Origin of the sequence: Providencia sp. PROV073 (genome assembly GCF_033688125.1) — a bacterium.
Taxonomy (GTDB): domain Bacteria; phylum Pseudomonadota; class Gammaproteobacteria; order Enterobacterales; family Enterobacteriaceae; genus Providencia; species Providencia hangzhouensis.
In genome coordinates this window covers 3,088,152-3,104,150 of sequence record NZ_CP096353.1, presented here as the reverse complement: position 1 = coordinate 3,104,150, position 15,999 = coordinate 3,088,152, and the positions used below count along the sequence as shown (strand labels likewise).

General features: G+C 41.7%; 10 protein-coding genes. 4 read left to right on the top strand and 6 right to left on the bottom strand.

Features of this window, described 5'->3' with window-relative positions; all coding sequences use genetic code 11:
- The first annotated feature begins 29 nt into the window (after positions 1-29).
- The gene (gene clpA / locus M1F17_RS14110) at positions 30-2,312 is read left to right on the top strand and encodes an ATP-dependent Clp protease ATP-binding subunit ClpA (protein ID WP_094960670.1); all 2,283 of its coding nucleotides are present in this window, start codon (positions 30-32) and stop codon (positions 2,310-2,312) included.
- A 60-nt stretch (positions 2,313-2,372) separates the two neighbouring features.
- Here clpA and infA read toward each other — a convergent pair whose 3' ends face one another.
- From infA to trxB, 6 genes are all read right to left on the bottom strand, one after another.
- Positions 2,373-2,591: a translation initiation factor IF-1 gene (infA, locus tag M1F17_RS14105; protein WP_004244560.1), complete on the bottom strand. Its 219-nt coding sequence runs from the start codon at positions 2,589-2,591 to the stop codon at positions 2,373-2,375.
- A 141-nt stretch (positions 2,592-2,732) separates the two neighbouring features.
- Positions 2,733-3,434: a leucyl/phenylalanyl-tRNA--protein transferase gene (aat, locus tag M1F17_RS14100; protein WP_004256353.1), complete on the bottom strand. Its 702-nt coding sequence runs from the start codon at positions 3,432-3,434 to the stop codon at positions 2,733-2,735.
- Between the two features lie 7 nt (positions 3,435-3,441).
- The gene (cydC, locus tag M1F17_RS14095; RefSeq protein WP_004256352.1) at positions 3,442-5,184 is read right to left on the bottom strand and encodes a heme ABC transporter ATP-binding protein/permease CydC; all 1,743 of its coding nucleotides are present in this window, start codon (positions 5,182-5,184) and stop codon (positions 3,442-3,444) included.
- 2 nt (positions 5,185-5,186) lie between these two features.
- The gene (cydD, locus tag M1F17_RS14090; RefSeq protein ID WP_096864164.1) at positions 5,187-6,953 is read right to left on the bottom strand and encodes a heme ABC transporter permease/ATP-binding protein CydD; all 1,767 of its coding nucleotides are present in this window, start codon (positions 6,951-6,953) and stop codon (positions 5,187-5,189) included.
- A gap of 413 nt (positions 6,954-7,366) precedes the next feature.
- Positions 7,367-9,046: a DUF4153 domain-containing protein gene (locus M1F17_RS14085; RefSeq protein WP_094960672.1), complete on the bottom strand. Its 1,680-nt coding sequence runs from the start codon at positions 9,044-9,046 to the stop codon at positions 7,367-7,369.
- A 182-nt stretch (positions 9,047-9,228) separates the two neighbouring features.
- The gene (trxB, locus tag M1F17_RS14080) at positions 9,229-10,188 is read right to left on the bottom strand and encodes a thioredoxin-disulfide reductase (protein WP_004256339.1); all 960 of its coding nucleotides are present in this window, start codon (positions 10,186-10,188) and stop codon (positions 9,229-9,231) included.
- A gap of 535 nt (positions 10,189-10,723) precedes the next feature.
- Between trxB and lrp the strand changes: the two genes are divergently transcribed.
- The 3 genes from lrp (at position 10,724) to lolA (ending at position 15,927) form a co-directional block, all read left to right on the top strand.
- On the top strand, positions 10,724-11,218 hold the full coding sequence (gene lrp, locus M1F17_RS14075; RefSeq protein ID WP_004256338.1) for a leucine-responsive transcriptional regulator Lrp: 495 nt from the start codon (positions 10,724-10,726) through the stop codon (positions 11,216-11,218).
- A gap of 424 nt (positions 11,219-11,642) precedes the next feature.
- Entirely contained in the window at positions 11,643-15,218 is a 3,576-nt protein-coding gene (locus M1F17_RS14070) for a DNA translocase FtsK 4TM domain-containing protein (RefSeq protein WP_214195988.1), read from the top strand.
- 88 nt (positions 15,219-15,306) lie between these two features.
- On the top strand, positions 15,307-15,927 hold the full coding sequence (gene lolA / locus M1F17_RS14065; protein ID WP_004256331.1) for an outer membrane lipoprotein chaperone LolA: 621 nt from the start codon (positions 15,307-15,309) through the stop codon (positions 15,925-15,927).
- Positions 15,928-15,999 lie beyond the last annotated feature (72 nt).

Here is a 15,999-nt window from a genome sequence, read left to right as displayed (position 1 = left end):
TGGCTTAATATCAATTTTGGGAGGTGCTTATGCTCAATCAAGAACTGGAGCTTAGTTTAAACGTAGCTTTTACGAAAGCGAAAGACAGTCGCCATGAGTTTATGACTGTAGAGCACCTATTGCTAGCGTTATTGAGTAATATCTCTGCTCGCGAAGCTTTAGATGCTTGTAAGGTTGATCTTGTTGCATTACGTCAAGAACTTGAACACTTCATCGCGCAAACTACACCTTTGTTACCCGAAAATGATAGCAGAGACACCCAGCCTACGCTGAGTTTTCAGCGTGTATTACAGCGCGCTGTTTTTCATGTGCAATCATCTGGGCGCAACGAAGTCAGCGGTGCAAACGTATTGGTCGCGATTTTTAGTGAGCAAGAGTCCCAAGCTGCGTACTTATTACGCAAGCATGATGTAAGCCGTTTAGATGTAGTTAATTATATTTCTCATGGCACGATAAAAGGCGAAGAGTCGTCATCAGAACAAGATATCTCCTCTAATAGTGTGCAAAACGAAGAGCAGCCGGTCCCAGAAGACCATATGGACAACTTTACGACCAACTTGAACCAGCAGGCCAAGAAAGGGAATATCGACCCTCTGGTTGGACGTCAGGCTGAATTAGAGCGTACGATTCAAGTATTGTGCCGCCGTCGTAAAAATAATCCACTATTAGTCGGTGAGTCAGGTGTCGGTAAAACTGCGATTGCTGAAGGGCTAGCATGGCGTATTGAGCAAGATGATGTACCTGACGTAATGAAAGGCTGCACAATTTATTCATTAGATATTGGTTCATTATTGGCTGGAACCAAATACCGTGGTGATTTTGAGAAACGTTTCAAAGCATTATTAAAAATGCTGGAAAAAGATCCCAAGAGCATTTTATTTATTGATGAAATTCACACTATCATCGGTGCAGGAGCCGCGTCTGGTGGGCAAGTTGACGCAGCGAACTTAATTAAACCGTTGCTATCAAGTGGTCGAATTCGTGTTATTGGTTCAACAACATACCAAGAATTTGGCAGTATTTTTGAGAAAGATAGAGCGTTGGCTCGTCGTTTCCAGAAAATTGATATTGTAGAACCAACTCCCGAAGAAACAATTCGTATCATCAATGGGTTGAAGCCTAAGTATGAAGCTCATCATGATGTTCGTTATACCGCAAAAGCGATCCAAGCGGCGGTGGATTTATCCATTAAATATATCACCGACAGGCATTTGCCAGATAAAGCCATTGACGTGATTGATGAGGCCGGGGCGCGAACGCGACTGGTTGCACCAAGTAAGCGTAAAAAAACCATTGGTGTGCCTGAAATTGAAACAGTTGTGGCGCGTATCGCCCGTATTCCTGAAAAAACGGTTTCCTCAAGCGATAAAGATAAACTCAAGACACTCGACTCTCGTTTGAAAATGTTAGTGTTTGGACAAGACAAAGCGATAGATTCATTGTCTGAGGCAATCAAAATGAATCGGGCAGGTTTAGGGTTAGAAAATAAACCTGTGGGTTCTTTCTTATTTGCCGGTCCAACAGGGGTGGGTAAAACTGAAGTGACTGTCCAGTTAGCGAAAGCGTTGGATATCAAATTGCTGCGATTTGATATGTCTGAATATATGGAGCGTCACACGGTTAGCCGCTTAATTGGTGCGCCTCCTGGCTATGTTGGCTTTGACCAAGGTGGTTTACTGACCGATGCGGTTATCAAACATCCGCATTCAGTGGTGCTGTTAGATGAAATCGAAAAAGCGCATCCAGATGTGTTTAATATTCTTTTACAGGTAATGGACCACGGAACGTTAACAGACAATAACGGTCGTAAGGCGGATTTCCGTAATGTTGTTGTGGTAATGACAACCAACGCTGGGGTGCAAGAAACTCAGCGTCGTTCTATTGGTTTTGCTGAGCAAGATAATAGCACTGATGCGATGTCTGAAATCAAAAAGGCGTTCTCACCAGAATTTCGCAACCGCCTTGATGGTATCATTTGGTTTAACTCATTAACTCCAGAAATTATTACGCAAGTCGTTGATAAGTTTATTGTGGAATTACAAGTTCAGCTTGATGAAAAGGGTGTATCAATTGAAGTTAGCGCCGCGGCTCGCCGCTGGTTGTGTGAAAAAGGTTATGATAAAGCGATGGGTGCCCGACCTATGGCTCGCACCATTCAGGATAACCTGAAAAAACCATTAGCAAACGAGTTGTTATTTGGTTCACTAACCAATGGTGGCTCTGTAAGTATCGGGCTTGATGAAAAAAGTAACACACTGACATACAGCTTCAGTAGCGTGCACAAGGCCTCTCCGGAGGATGCGGTATTCTGACGAATAGACCACAGGTGTATCAATGCACCTGTGGTTGTCAGGCCTTGCCTGAAGAGAATATCAACGGCTACGGAAAATGATTCGGCCTTTGCTCAGGTCATAAGGTGTTAACTCTACAGTTACCTTGTCGCCTGTCAGGATGCGGATATAGTTTTTACGCATTTTTCCAGAAATATGAGCAGTCACCACGTGACCGTTTTCCAGTTCAACACGGAACATTGTGTTTGGCAGGGTATCTAAAACTGTGCCCTGCATTTCAATATTGTCTTCTTTGGCCATCTAATCCTCTAAGTTTAATAACCGTGATTTTTAACGGGCAAGATAATGCCCAAAAACCCGCACTAAGTAAAGAAGTGTCGCATTTTAACGCGATCTTTATTTTTAAGTGAAGGAATAAAATTAATGTAAAACCAAAATTCATTAATCGAAAATTGGCGGTATTTCAATCGATTGCGGTATCCAGCAGGCGGGGTCAATCGCTTTGTCACGCCACCGATAAAGAATATGTAAAAAATCCCTACGGGATATCTCTTTTGCGCCCATTGAGGCGGTATGGTGGTTAAGTACCTGACAATCAAAAAGTTGCCCATTATAGCGCAAAAAATGAAAATAGAATGTAATAAAAGCAAATTTGGATGCATCATTCATTCTACTGAACATAGATTCCCCACAAAATAGGTGCCCCATGTTCACGCCATACAGGCCTCCAACGAGTTTATCGCCATACCAAGCTTCAATGGAATGCGCCATACCTGCTTGGTGTAGCGCTAAATACCCAGCTTGAACTTCGGGTAAAATCCATGTGCCTTCTTGGCGTACAGAACAAGCTTCAATAACTTGCTTGAATGCATGGTTAACAGTAATGCGATAAGTCTGCTTTTTTAAAACTTTTTTCATTGACCGGCTAATATGGAGTTCACCAACCATGAGTACTGCTCTAGGGTCCGGAGACCACCATAAAGGCATCTCTCCAGGATTAAACCAAGGAAAGATACCATCATAATAGGCAGCTTGCAGCCTTTTTGATGAAAGATCTCCGCCAATCGCTAATAAGCCATTAGGCTCCCGCATGGCTTCAGACACGGGAGGGAATAAATAGGAGTCATCATCTAATTGGTACATATACGCCTCAGAGCGGTTGCTGTGCCCAGTGGCGCTGGCGGAACTGATAATACTGGCCTTGCATACCTAACAGCGCTTGATGGGTACCTTGTTCGATGATTTTACCATTATCCATCACACAAATGTTATCCATTTCCTCTAAGCCCTGCATACGGTGAGTAATGACAATTAACGTCTTATCGGCACATTTTTCTTTTAACAGTGCTAAAATCTGCTGTTCAGTTTGTGCATCAAGCCCTTCCGTTGGTTCATCCATTAGAATTAATGGTGTGTTATGTAATAAAGCACGGGCAATACCTAAGCGGCGTTGTTCCCCTCCAGAAAGTTGTCGGCCGCCTTCACCCATCCACGCATTAAGCTTTAATTCGTTTTCTAATAAATTACCTAGACCAACTTGCTGTAATACTTCGCTTAATTCGGTATCCGTCGCTTGTTCATTGGCGAGCAACAGATTATTGCGCAATGTATCACTAAAGACATGAACCCGTTGTGGTACTACAGACATCATATTACGTAACGATTTTTCGCTAAATTCGTTAATAGGCGTGCCATTTAAGTAGATGGTTCCGCTATCAACATCCCAAGCACGGGTTAATAACTGCAGAAGAGTGGATTTACCACAACCTGTTTTACCTAATAAAGCAAGGTGTTGGCCTTTATTTAATGTTAAAGACACATTTTGAAGAACGGCAAATGGCTGTTCTGGATAGGTAAATGAAATATTATCGACAGTCAGATTTTCCAATGTTGCGATTGAAGGGCTTTCACTTGGGAAAGTTACCTCTGGTTTTGCGGTCATTAATTGGGAAACGCGAGTAGCAGATGCAATCACTTGACCCATATGTTGGAAGGCAACAGCAACAGGGCCTAATGCTTCGAAAGCCGCTAGCGCACAGAATACAAATAAAGCAATCAGTGCTCCCGGTTTTGTATCGCCTCCTACATGGTCGGCAGCCATCCAAAGAAGCAGTGTTGCTGTAACACCAGAGGCAAATAAAATAATGGCTTGAGATAACCCAGTGAGTGCCGCTTGCTGTTGTTGACGCACTTGCCACTTATTTTCGATATTAAGCAAGTTTTGGCGAAAACGTTCAGTGGCGCCAAATAATGTTAACTCAGCTTGTCCTTGCAGTGCGGAGGTTAAAATAGTGCGATAACTTCCACGTAATTCGGTTAGCTCACGGCCAATGGGTTTTCCTGCACGATAGAATATAAATGGCATTGTAAATAGCAAGAACAGCATGATGCCACCCAGTGTCCAAGCAAGACGAGGGTCGAGATAACTTAAACCAAAAATAAGGACAAAGGTAACAAAAAATGCAGTAATGATCGGCGATAAAACACGCAAATAGAGGTGATCTAGGGTCTCTACGTCAGCGACCAGACGATTGAGTAACTCCCCTTGACGAAAACGACTGATACCACCCGGCGAAAGGGGCAATACTTTACTAAAAGCAAAAACCCGTAAATGAGCAAGTACTTTAAAAGTAGCATCGTGGCTAACTAGGCGTTCTCCATAGCGGCCAGCGGTACGAAAAATAGCGGCACCACGGACACCCGCAGCGGGTAACATGTAATTAAAATAGTAAAGACCCGGAAAACCAGCAATGGCGGTTCCGGCTAAAAACCAACCAGAAAGGGTAAGTAAGCCAATACTTGCCAGTAAGGTCACAATCGCCAAGATAATGCCTAATGTAATTAAAAACCAATGGCGGCGGTAAAGGGCTAAGAAAGGTAATAAAATTTTCATTATCAAAGCTCCTCACTGCGATGGGCAAGTAACTGGGCAAAAGCGCCTTCTGACTGGCTTAACTGTGTGTAATTACCTTGTTGAATGATTTGCCCGTTAGCCATTACCCAAATTTGGTCATAATCAAGGGTTTCTTCCAGTAAATGGGTGACTAAAAGGGTCGTTTGCTGACTTGATAGCTGGTTAAGTGTTTGCATAACACGTTGTTCGCTGTGGGAGTCTAAGCTCGCAGCAGGCTCATCTAGAAGGAGCATACGAGAGGGTTTCAACAGGGTTCGTGCAACGGCAACTCGCTGAGCTTGCCCGACCGAAAGGCGAGCGGCATAGTCACCCAGCTTGGTATTTAGGCCATCAGGCAAATGGGCTAAGAATTCGGAAACATATGCATTATCAATCGCCTGTTGAATTTCCGCTTCTGTAGCATTTGGCTTGCCTAAACAGATGTTTTCAACCAGTGTTTGCTCTGGAAGGTGAGGGTTTTGCCCAACCCAACCGAGTAATTCACGCCATTTATCAGGGCATAATTCACGAAGTTCAACACCATTTATGGTGATGGAACCGCGATAAGGCAAAAAGCCTAACAATAAATTCAGTAATGAGCTTTTTCCCGCACCACTTTGACCAACAATTGCAATACGTTGTTGTGGCTCAATATTGAAATCTAATGGCCCAGCAAGGCGCACACCATCATGGGATAAAATTTCTAATTGTTTAGCCTGAATATAGATAGCCTCATCACTCAGTGTTTGGGTTCCTTGTTGAGCTTTTTGTTCGCCCTCACTGTTTAATAGTGTTTCGAGTGTTTCAGCGGCACCAACAGCTTGCGCTTTGGCGTGGTAGTATGTGCCAAGGTCACGTAATGGTTGGAAAAACTCTGGCGAAAGTATCAGGGCAAGAAAACCTGCAAATAGCGTGACAGGTAAACCATAGCTACCGAAGTTCATTTCGCCCAGGTAGGAAAAACCAAAATAGACAGCAACAACAGCAATAGAAATCGATGCAAAAAATTCAAGTACGCCAGAAGACAGAAATGCCATCCTCAATACTTCCATCGTTCTGGAACGAAAATCTTCTGTTGATTCACGAATTTGCTTAATCTCTGCTTTTTCACGAAAAAATAACCGTAAGGTATCAAGGCCTCGTAATCTATCGAGAAAACTCCCGCTTAAACGACCTAAGGCAATAAAGTTACGACGGTTAGCATCCGCAGCGCCTAATCCGACTAATGCCATAAAGATAGGAATCAGCGGGGCAGTGACGAATAAAATGAGTGCTGCAGCCCAGTTAAAGGGGAAAATAGCAATCAGGATCATAATGGGGATGATCCCAGCTAAATACATTTGAGGAAGATAGCGCGAATAGTAGTCTTGCATATCTTCAATTTGTTCAAGAATAATTGTAGCCCAGCTACCCGCTGGCTTACCTTTAACCCACACAGGGCCGAGTTCTTGAAGTTTATCGAGTACCATGGTACGTATTTCTTGGCGCACCACTTGGCCACAACGAAAGCCAACGCGTTCTCGTACATAAGTGACAATTGCGCGTAAGATAAAAACGCAAAGCAGAAGAACAAAAGGGGTTAATAACTGTTCTCGAGGAACGTTATCCATAATCAATGCTTGTAAGATAACAGCTAAGAACCAAGCTTGAGCAATAATCAGTAATCCACTCAAAATGCCTAGTAACATAGAGATCCGCAACCAGCGCTTGGCAGGGGCACTGTATTGTTTTAACCAACGTACCAATTCAGTCTGTCTTGATTTATCCATAATGATTTAGTTAGCAGGTGTAGTTTTAATGTCATTGAGTATAGTTAGGAAATATCACCCTAACGTTGTTTTTATCATGCGTGATATTGCAGTTGACCTGTTTTAAACAGCATGAGAACGATAACTTTTGATCTGGTAACGCAATTGGTGATTATAAGAAAATCTGCGTTTTTGATCTTACCCATAAATTCGAGTATTAGAGTACATCATAACAGCTTCATCACGATATGTTACCTAATAAGAGTGGGTTATTTAAAGTGAGTTGTGCTTTGTTATTAAATTGTTTTATAAAGGTAAATTTAATATTTCAGTAAATTTTTAGATGTAATGATATTGGGATATTACTGTATTTCTACGTAATAAAAAGGTGGCTTAACAAAGAAATGTTAAGCCATCGGCATTTTTCACTACAATTAGAATGTGGGGTCTATCATTAACCATTCTTTGGGTTTTAATTCATAGTTTCCTTTTAATAAATTATCCCAAGCCTGATCTTTTTCTTTCATGGTATTAAATGAGCGAGTTTGCGTATCCATTAACTCCCAGGTTTGTTCCGTTTGTTGCCATATATTACAATCAATACTAGAGCTACTTGGATAGGAATAGCACATAACCACATCATCTTGATTGTTTTGGTTAACATCGGCCATAAAGCCTACACACGGGTATGGGTCGTATTGTGAGGTACAATACCAAGCACTGCTAAGGTTTTCCCCGAGGTCGAACCAACTCTCCGGTATTGCAGGGCTATTTTGAGCTTGAATTAATACTGATTTTAGCGATCTGCGCTGTTCTTCTTCATAAGGGCTGGTTTGGAATAGTTTTTGATATTCAGGGTTGTTATTGAGTTTTTCAAAAGCTTGTTGCCCTTTCTCACCTAATTGTTTTAAGTCATAAGCAAGCGAGCTATTGACTTTAATTTTGCCATTTTCAACGCCGGCAAGAATACTGTTTAGTGTGATGCGTTTAAAATCAGCAATAGGGCTGTTAATGACCAATATAATGGCAATTAGAGACAAAATTCCCGCTTTATTGATAGGGCCTAAATAGGACATCCAGGCTGATTTTTTATAGATAATTGCGATACTATAAGCAAAAACCAATACAAATAGGAATAGGGCAATAGTAAAGGCGTATAGGCGCTCAACACTCCAACTATACTGGTTAACTCGTACTAAAATTCCATAGAGCGAAAGCACTGAAAATGCATTAAGTAACATAATGCTAATTAAGACAAAACCGTTGAGACCCGCACGGAATTGATATTGAGTTGTGCCATCGCCATACACGAAATTGATAAAAATAAGGTTTAAAATTAAAAACCACAGCATTACTGCGGAGCCTAAGCCTGCAGAGGTTAAACCTGAAAAGTATGAAACAACGAAACCGCCTAAGAAAATAACAGCAACAATATTCAATAGAGGTAAGAAAAAACGCGCAATAAAGCTAACAAAATTACTGAGTTGTACATTCAGTGCTGTGCGTAAAAAAGCTAAACTCACGTTGAACCCAAGGGCAAAGCTCACCCAATAGATAACGTCGTTATCAAGAGCTTCACTCAAAAAAGTTAGGTTAACAATGCCAAATAAAAAACTGGCTATTTTTACGATTAATGTTAGCAACCCACCGATTATAGAAGCGAGAATACCCAGAAAGGTATTTTTAATATATAGCCCCATTAAGCAACCGTAATCAATTTTCCATGTTCTTGTGGTTTGCCACGATTGCATCCAAGGAAGTATAAAAAAGAGCAGGACGGTGAGGGTGATAAAGGCGAAGAATGGGTCTGTATCTGAAGAATTTAGAAAGTCTTGGGCATGCCAGTAATTGAGCCAGAAAATTAACCCAATAATGACCGCAATGTTGAGATAAAAAATAGCGGATTTTGCATTGGTAATTAGGTAACTGATTGCTGAAGGAACAAAAATGGCGAGCAAAATAGGCAGATATAGGGTGGTGGCGCTTAGTTGGCTTTCTAGGCGGATAGAGTAATCAGTAGTGGCTGTGATGACGATGCCTTGAATCACGGCAAGTATGACAATAATAAAATAAGAATAACCGCGAATGGCATCACGTTCTAATTGTTGCCCCATACCTACACCTTATATTAATTAATGTTATGTAAAAACAGTATAGGCAGTATTAAAAAAGTACAATATAAACTTGGTCTTAAAAATATATGCAAAACCAATAGTTAGGATGGGGAGTATAAGTAATAAAAAAGGCTTCAATTGAGGAAAAATTGAAGCCTATCTAAATTACAATCACTTATTGATTATTTTGATGCTAAGCCATCAAGATAACGTTCTGCATCTAAGGCTGCCATACAACCTGTGCCCGCAGAGGTAATTGCTTGGCGGTATATATGGTCCATGACATCACCAGCCGCGAACACACCTTCAACAGAAGTTTGAGTTGCATTGCCTTGGGTGCCAGATTGCACTTTAATATAACCGTTGTCTAAATCTAATTGGCCTTCAAAAATAGCTGTATTTGGGCTGTGGCCGATGGCAATAAATGCCCCCATAACAGGGATATCTTCTGTTGCATGTGTTTTAGTACATTCTAAGCGCACACCCGTCACGCCCATATCATCACCTAATACTTCATTTAATGTGCGGTCGGTATGCAGAATAATATTACCGTTCTCAACTTTATCCATTAAACGATTAATCAGGATTTTTTCTGCACGGAAACTATCACGACGATGAATTAAATGAACTTCTGAAGCAATATTAGAAAGGTACAATGCTTCTTCTACCGCAGTGTTTCCGCCACCAACGACAGCGACTTTTTGGTTACGATAGAAGAAACCGTCACAGGTTGCACAAGCTGAAACGCCACGGCCTTTGAACGCTTCTTCTGAAGGTAGGCCGATATAACGAGCGGAAGCCCCTGTTGCAATAATTAATGCATCGCAGGTATATTCATTTTCATCGCCAATTAAACGGAAAGGACGTTGTTTTAAGTCCACTTTTTGGATATGGTCAGATATGATTTCGGTGTCAAATTTTGACGCGTGCTCATGCATGCGTTCCATAAGCCCTGGACCGGTTAAACCTTCTGGGTCACCAGGCCAGTTTTCAACTTCAGTTGTGGTGGTCAATTGACCGCCTTTTTCCACCCCAGTAATCAATGCTGGGTTTAAGTTTGCACGTGCAGCATAGACAGCTGCAGTATAGCCCGCAGGGCCAGAACCAAGAATGATTAACTTGCGATGTGTTGTTGTGCTCATGAATTCCTCTTTAATCTAAAAAGCATTTATCAGATTGTAGGAGAAATAAGAGGTTAACAAAAGTGGTTTAAGTGCGACTTAGTTTCATTTGGCTTATTTCATCAATAGGTAATACCGACAAAATGTAAAAAAATATGACAAAAAGTTGCTTGTGTCACGCATCACAATTTTTAGGAATTATCTTGAATTAAGGCTGCGAAACGTTTTACTGGAAAAAAAAGCGAAATCTTGTACTGATTTTTATTCATTTGCTTTGACAATCGGCTGCGCATTTGCGAAAACATCAGTGTAAGAGTTAATTATCTAGCTGATCAATGGAAATGGCGCATTTTTGTTCTTGCTGGAAAATTAACTTTACACTACTTACAAATTTAAAATACAAGTAAACATTGTGGGTGATAATTACATTCACACTAACTTCAGCATTATGAATAAAATTTGCTCCTGAACACGAATTCCTAAATAAAAAAGGTGGTGGCTAAGGTGCTTATTTTTAGATGTAGAAAATAACAATTAGAGAAAGAGAGATAAAGAGATGATTGACAATAAAAAGCGTCCTGGCAAAGACCTTGACCGTATCGACAGGAATATATTAAACGAACTACAAAAAGACGGGCGAATTTCTAACGTAGAGTTATCTAAACGAGTTGGTTTATCTCCAACACCTTGTTTAGAGCGTGTACGTCGCCTTGAGAGACAAGGATTTATCTCTGGCTATACTGCGTTACTAAATCCACACTACTTAGATGCATCTTTGCTCGTGTTTGTTGAAATCACACTTAACCGTGGTGCTGCGGATGTATTTGAGCAATTCAATACAGCAGTTCAAAAACTGGAAGAAATTCAGGAATGCCACTTGGTTTCTGGTGACTTTGACTACCTGTTGAAAACGCGTGTGCCAGATATGTCCGCATATCGTAAACTGTTAGGTGAAACTCTGTTACGTTTACCCGGCGTAAACGACACTCGCACCTATGTAGTTATGGAAGAAGTTAAACAAAGCAACCGTTTAGTGATCAAAACTCGCTAATTAGTGCTTTTTAACCTCGCTTCAGCACAGCATTTCAGCTTTGTTGCCGCACTGCAGTTTCAACGCTGAGTTTACTCAGCGTTGTTCCGTTTTTCTCACCTCATTTGTTGCTTTATAAAAACGTAATATTTTGCTGTTTCACAGCTTCAACTGGCTGCTATCCATGCCTTTCTACTTTGTTTTACGTAAATTACTTAGCAACTGATAAGTTTTATTTCCAATTTATTGATTCTAAAGCTATAAATATTTAGGATTTTTGACGAGAAATAGAAATTGAATCATCATACATTAGATGGAATACTGCACCTTAGTGCTTTTGTGAAGCCTTGATATCTCTTAGTCGCTGTAAAACAGGCAGAGTCAGGCGTTTAATGGTAGAATAAACCTAGGTTAGTCAAGAACATCAGTTAGCAAAGAAATAATAATGAGCCAAGAATATACAGAAGATAAACATATCAAATTTAAAAAACTAAGTAGCGGAAGACGGCTATTAGAGGTTATTTTGCTCGCAATATGCTTGAGCGCACTCTTCTTAATGGTGGCTTTATTGAGCTTCAGCCCTTCAGATCCAAGCTGGTCACAGACCACTTGGAATGCCCCAGTGAAGAATTTAGGGGGTAGTGTAGGTTCATGGAGTGCAGATATTCTTTTCTCTGCTTTTGGTATTCTTGCATTTGCCATTCCTGCACTATTACTCCTAGGCTGCTGGGCGATTTTCCAATATGAAAGTCGGCGCCGATATATTGATTTTTTCTCTTTATCGTTAAGATTAATAGGTGGTTTAGCACTTATTTTATCTTCTTGTGGGCTTGCGGCTCTCAATTTTGACGACTTACCTAATTTCGCCTCTGGTGGTGTGATTGGCAGTGTATTTAGTAATGCAATTATGCCGTGGTTCAATTCATTAGGTGCTACGTTAGCATTGCTGTTTTTATGGGCGATAAGCTTTACGCTGTTTACGGGATGGTCATGGCTTACAATCGCAGAAAAAATTGGTGCAGCGGTACTTCTCCCTATTACTTTGCTAACAAATCGAGCGAGGGGAGACGATTTAGATAACTATGATTACGACGTTGAAGAAACTGAAGGAGCTTTACAGCGTGCGCAAGAAGCTGAGCACAGAGCCAATGACAGCCTAGAAAATATTGATGCGGATGATGTTTTGTTTTCCGCACCCACTGTGGCTGAATTAGTCACTGAAGTCGCTCCAACAACGGAAAAAAATACGGGTGAAGCGGTTGCTACTATAGAAAACCCAATTCCTTCAGTGAATCAAAACACATCAGAGCAAGATTCGGTACCTGCTTTCTCTGCAGTGGATGAGCCGAGCACATATCATTTTGAAGTACCAGAAGATTACCAGCCTAAGCTCGGTGCAAGTTTTGATTCAACATCAGATACCGTTAATGAGCCGTTAGTTCAAGCGTCACCGTATGTTGCACCAGAAGAACCGATGTTAAGTGTTCAGCATAATCAACAAATAGAACAACAAAAACAAGATAATACCGCTTATCAAGAATATTCGGATAAACAAGAAACACCTGTTAATCAAGCTGCGTTTGAAGCTCAAGCGACATCCACGCCCCCACTTAACTCTTCAAATACAACAGAAAGTTTTATTCCATCATCAGTTACTGAAAGGGGCTCTAATCCAGCTGCATTAGCGGCTGCGGGTATTTCAGTCGCTGCACTGGAGCGCCATGCTCAGGTTAAACAAAATATGGAGCCGGAGCTTCCACGGCCAAATCCTGTTCGTTTACCGACTCGTCGTGAGTTATATGGTATTCGCATTCCATCGTTACGTGATGCGGAACTACAGCGGCGCGAAGAAGAGGCTTCTAAACGTGAACAAATATATCAGCAGTGGTCTACGAGTGAGTCTGACCAACCTGAAACTGATGATGAGGCACAACAAGACGAATTATTACGAGCGCAGTTCTTAGAACAGCAACGTGAACGTTATGGTGAAGTTGATGAAACTGATTATGATGTACCGCTTAATAGCCTGCACTCGCATGATGAGCAATTACAAAATGAGCCAATGACTGAAAATAGAGTCAGCGTATTTACGCAGCCAGAAATTGAACACCGTTGGGCGTCAGCTTCGCAACAATCCAATAATACGCATACAATTCCAGAGCCTGATGAGGCCGTGCCAGTCGTGGATAATGGCTATCAACTTCAGTTTACACAAGAGCAAGAAGACTTTGAGCCCAAAATTGATTTAAGAAAAGAGTTCTCTGTGCTGGATAGTTTTACCCCTGTTGATGATTTGGTTGACAACGAGCCAGCTGACCCATTATTTATGCCGTCATTTAGCGCGACTTCTGTTACAGCAGGTACCCCACAAAATAATATCGCTGAAGGGCTTGCTAGCTCACCATCAGTAACACAAACTTTTGCGCAGCCACAGCAGCCACAGCAGCCACAGCAGCCACAGCAGCCACAGCAGCCACAGCAAGATAGCTTATTCCACCCGTTCTTAGTGCGTAATGACCAACCATTACCAAAACCAACAACGCCAATGCCGTCTCTTGATTTGCTGGCAAGTCCGCCAGCACAAGAAGAGCCAGTGGATATGTTCAAACTAGAACAAACAGCAAGGTTGATTGAAGCAAGGCTTAATGATTACCGCGTTAAAGCTGAAGTGGTTGGTTTTTCTCCAGGCCCTGTCATTACTCGGTTTGAACTTGACCTCGCACCGGGAGTAAAAGCTGCACGGATATCCACATTGTCACGTGACCTTGCTCGTTCGTTATCAACCGTAGCCGTACGTGTTGTAGAAGTGATACCGGGTAAACCTTATGTAGGCCTCGAACTCCCTAATGAGAAACGGCAAACCGTTTACCTAAGTGAAGTCTTAGACTGCGATGATTTCCGCAAAAACCCATCTCCTCTCACTATTGTATTGGGTAAAGATATTGAAGGTGACCCTGTTGTTGCGGATTTAGCGAAAATGCCTCATTTACTCGTTGCGGGGACAACCGGCTCTGGTAAGTCGGTTGGGGTGAATGCAATGATCCTCAGTATCTTGTATAAAGCCAAACCCGAAGATGTTCGCTTTATCATGATTGACCCGAAAATGCTGGAGTTATCCATTTATGAAGGTATTCCGCATCTATTGACTGAAGTGGTTACTGACATGAAAGATGCGGCGAATGCCTTGCGCTGGTGCGTGAATGAAATGGAACGCCGTTATAAACTCATGTCTGCATTAGGGGTACGTAACCTAGCTGGTTATAACGACCGCATTAAAGCAGCAGAAGAAATGGGGCGGCCAATTCCTGATCCACATTGGAAACCCGGTGATAGCATGGATGTAGAACACCCAATGCTGAAAAAAGAACCTTACATTGTTGTCATGGTTGATGAATTTGCCGACTTAATGATGACAGCTGGTAAAAAAGTGGAAGAGTTAATTGCACGGTTGGCACAAAAAGCACGTGCCGCGGGTATTCATTTGGTATTGGCAACTCAACGGCCATCGGTTGATATTATTACTGGACTAATTAAAGCAAATATTCCAACGCGGATTGCATTTACGGTATCCAGTAAAATTGACTCGCGCACGATCCTTGACCAAGGCGGCGCTGAATCTTTACTAGGCATGGGGGATATGCTGTATTTACCACCAAACTCTTCAATTCCTGTGCGTGTACACGGTGCTTTTGTTCGTGACCAAGAGGTTCATGCCGTTGTGAATGATTGGAAAGCTCGCGGTAAACCACAATATATTGATAGCATCACGACCTGTAGTGACGATAGCGAAGGTGGTGGTTATGATAGCGGAGGTGAAGAGCTTGACCCACTGTTTGACCAGGCAGTTGAGTTTGTTGTTGAGAAACAACGCGTTTCCATTTCTGGGGTTCAACGCCAATTCAGGATAGGTTATAACCGTGCTGCAAGGATTGTTGAGCAAATGGAGCTCCAAGGTATTGTCAGTGAGCAAGGGCACAATGGTAACCGTGAAGTTCTTGCTCCTCCGTCAATGGGGCATTAATAATTTAGTGTGCTAATTGCTGGTTTAATTTAAGGGGTGTATAAAGACGTAACACCTCTTATGGTAATAATTTTAAGGTCTCTCATCGATGAAAAAAATGATGTTATTGGGTGCGTTAGCCCTGAGTTTACATATTGGCCAAGTATTGGCGGACGCAAGCCAAGACCTTCAAGAACGTTTGAATAAGGTCAATAGCTTCCAAGCTAGCTTCTCGCAAAAGGTGACGAGTCCTGAAGGGGATTTGGTTCAAGAAGGTGTTGGGGATTTATGGCTTGAGCGCCCAAATTTATTTAATTGGAACATGACATCACCTGATGAAAGCGTATTGGTGTCAGATGGTAAAGATTTGTGGTTTTATAACCCGTTCGTAGAACAAGTGACGGTGACTAATTTAGCGGATGCTACACAGGATACGCCATTTTTACTGATTACACGTAACGACCCGAAAGATTGGAAACAGTATTCAATCATTCAGCAGGGAAATACGTTTGATTTAAAACCAAAGCAAACTAATGGGACTTTAAAACGTTTCTCCATTACGGTTTCTCCCGAAGGGACGATTGAGCAGTTTTCAGCGGTTGAACAAGATGGCCAAACCAGTGCTTATCAATTAAAAGAGCAAAAAAATGGTCGCGTTGATGCGAGTAAATTCAAGTTTACAGTACCAAAAGGCGTCACTTTAGATGACCAGCGTTCAAATGCTAAATAAGCTTGATTAGAGAAAATATGAGCCAGCAGTATTCATACTTGCTGGTTAATATAAGATATTTTAAGAAGTAAA

Coding starts and splice junctions, on each gene's coding strand:
- clpA (WP_094960670.1), top strand. CDS start 30: ATGCTCAATCAAGAACTGGAGCTTAGTTTAAACGTAGCTTTTACGAAA.
- infA (WP_004244560.1), bottom strand. CDS start 2,591: ATGGCCAAAGAAGACAATATTGAAATGCAGGGCACAGTTTTAGATACC.
- aat (WP_004256353.1), bottom strand. CDS start 3,434: ATGTACCAATTAGATGATGACTCCTATTTATTCCCTCCCGTGTCTGAA.
- cydC (WP_004256352.1), bottom strand. CDS start 5,184: ATGAAAATTTTATTACCTTTCTTAGCCCTTTACCGCCGCCATTGGTTT.
- cydD (WP_096864164.1), bottom strand. CDS start 6,953: ATGGATAAATCAAGACAGACTGAATTGGTACGTTGGTTAAAACAATAC.
- M1F17_RS14085 (WP_094960672.1), bottom strand. CDS start 9,046: ATGGGGCAACAATTAGAACGTGATGCCATTCGCGGTTATTCTTATTTT.
- trxB (WP_004256339.1), bottom strand. CDS start 10,188: ATGAGCACAACAACACATCGCAAGTTAATCATTCTTGGTTCTGGCCCT.
- lrp (WP_004256338.1), top strand. CDS start 10,724: ATGATTGACAATAAAAAGCGTCCTGGCAAAGACCTTGACCGTATCGAC.
- M1F17_RS14070 (WP_214195988.1), top strand. CDS start 11,643: ATGAGCCAAGAATATACAGAAGATAAACATATCAAATTTAAAAAACTA.
- lolA (WP_004256331.1), top strand. CDS start 15,307: ATGAAAAAAATGATGTTATTGGGTGCGTTAGCCCTGAGTTTACATATT.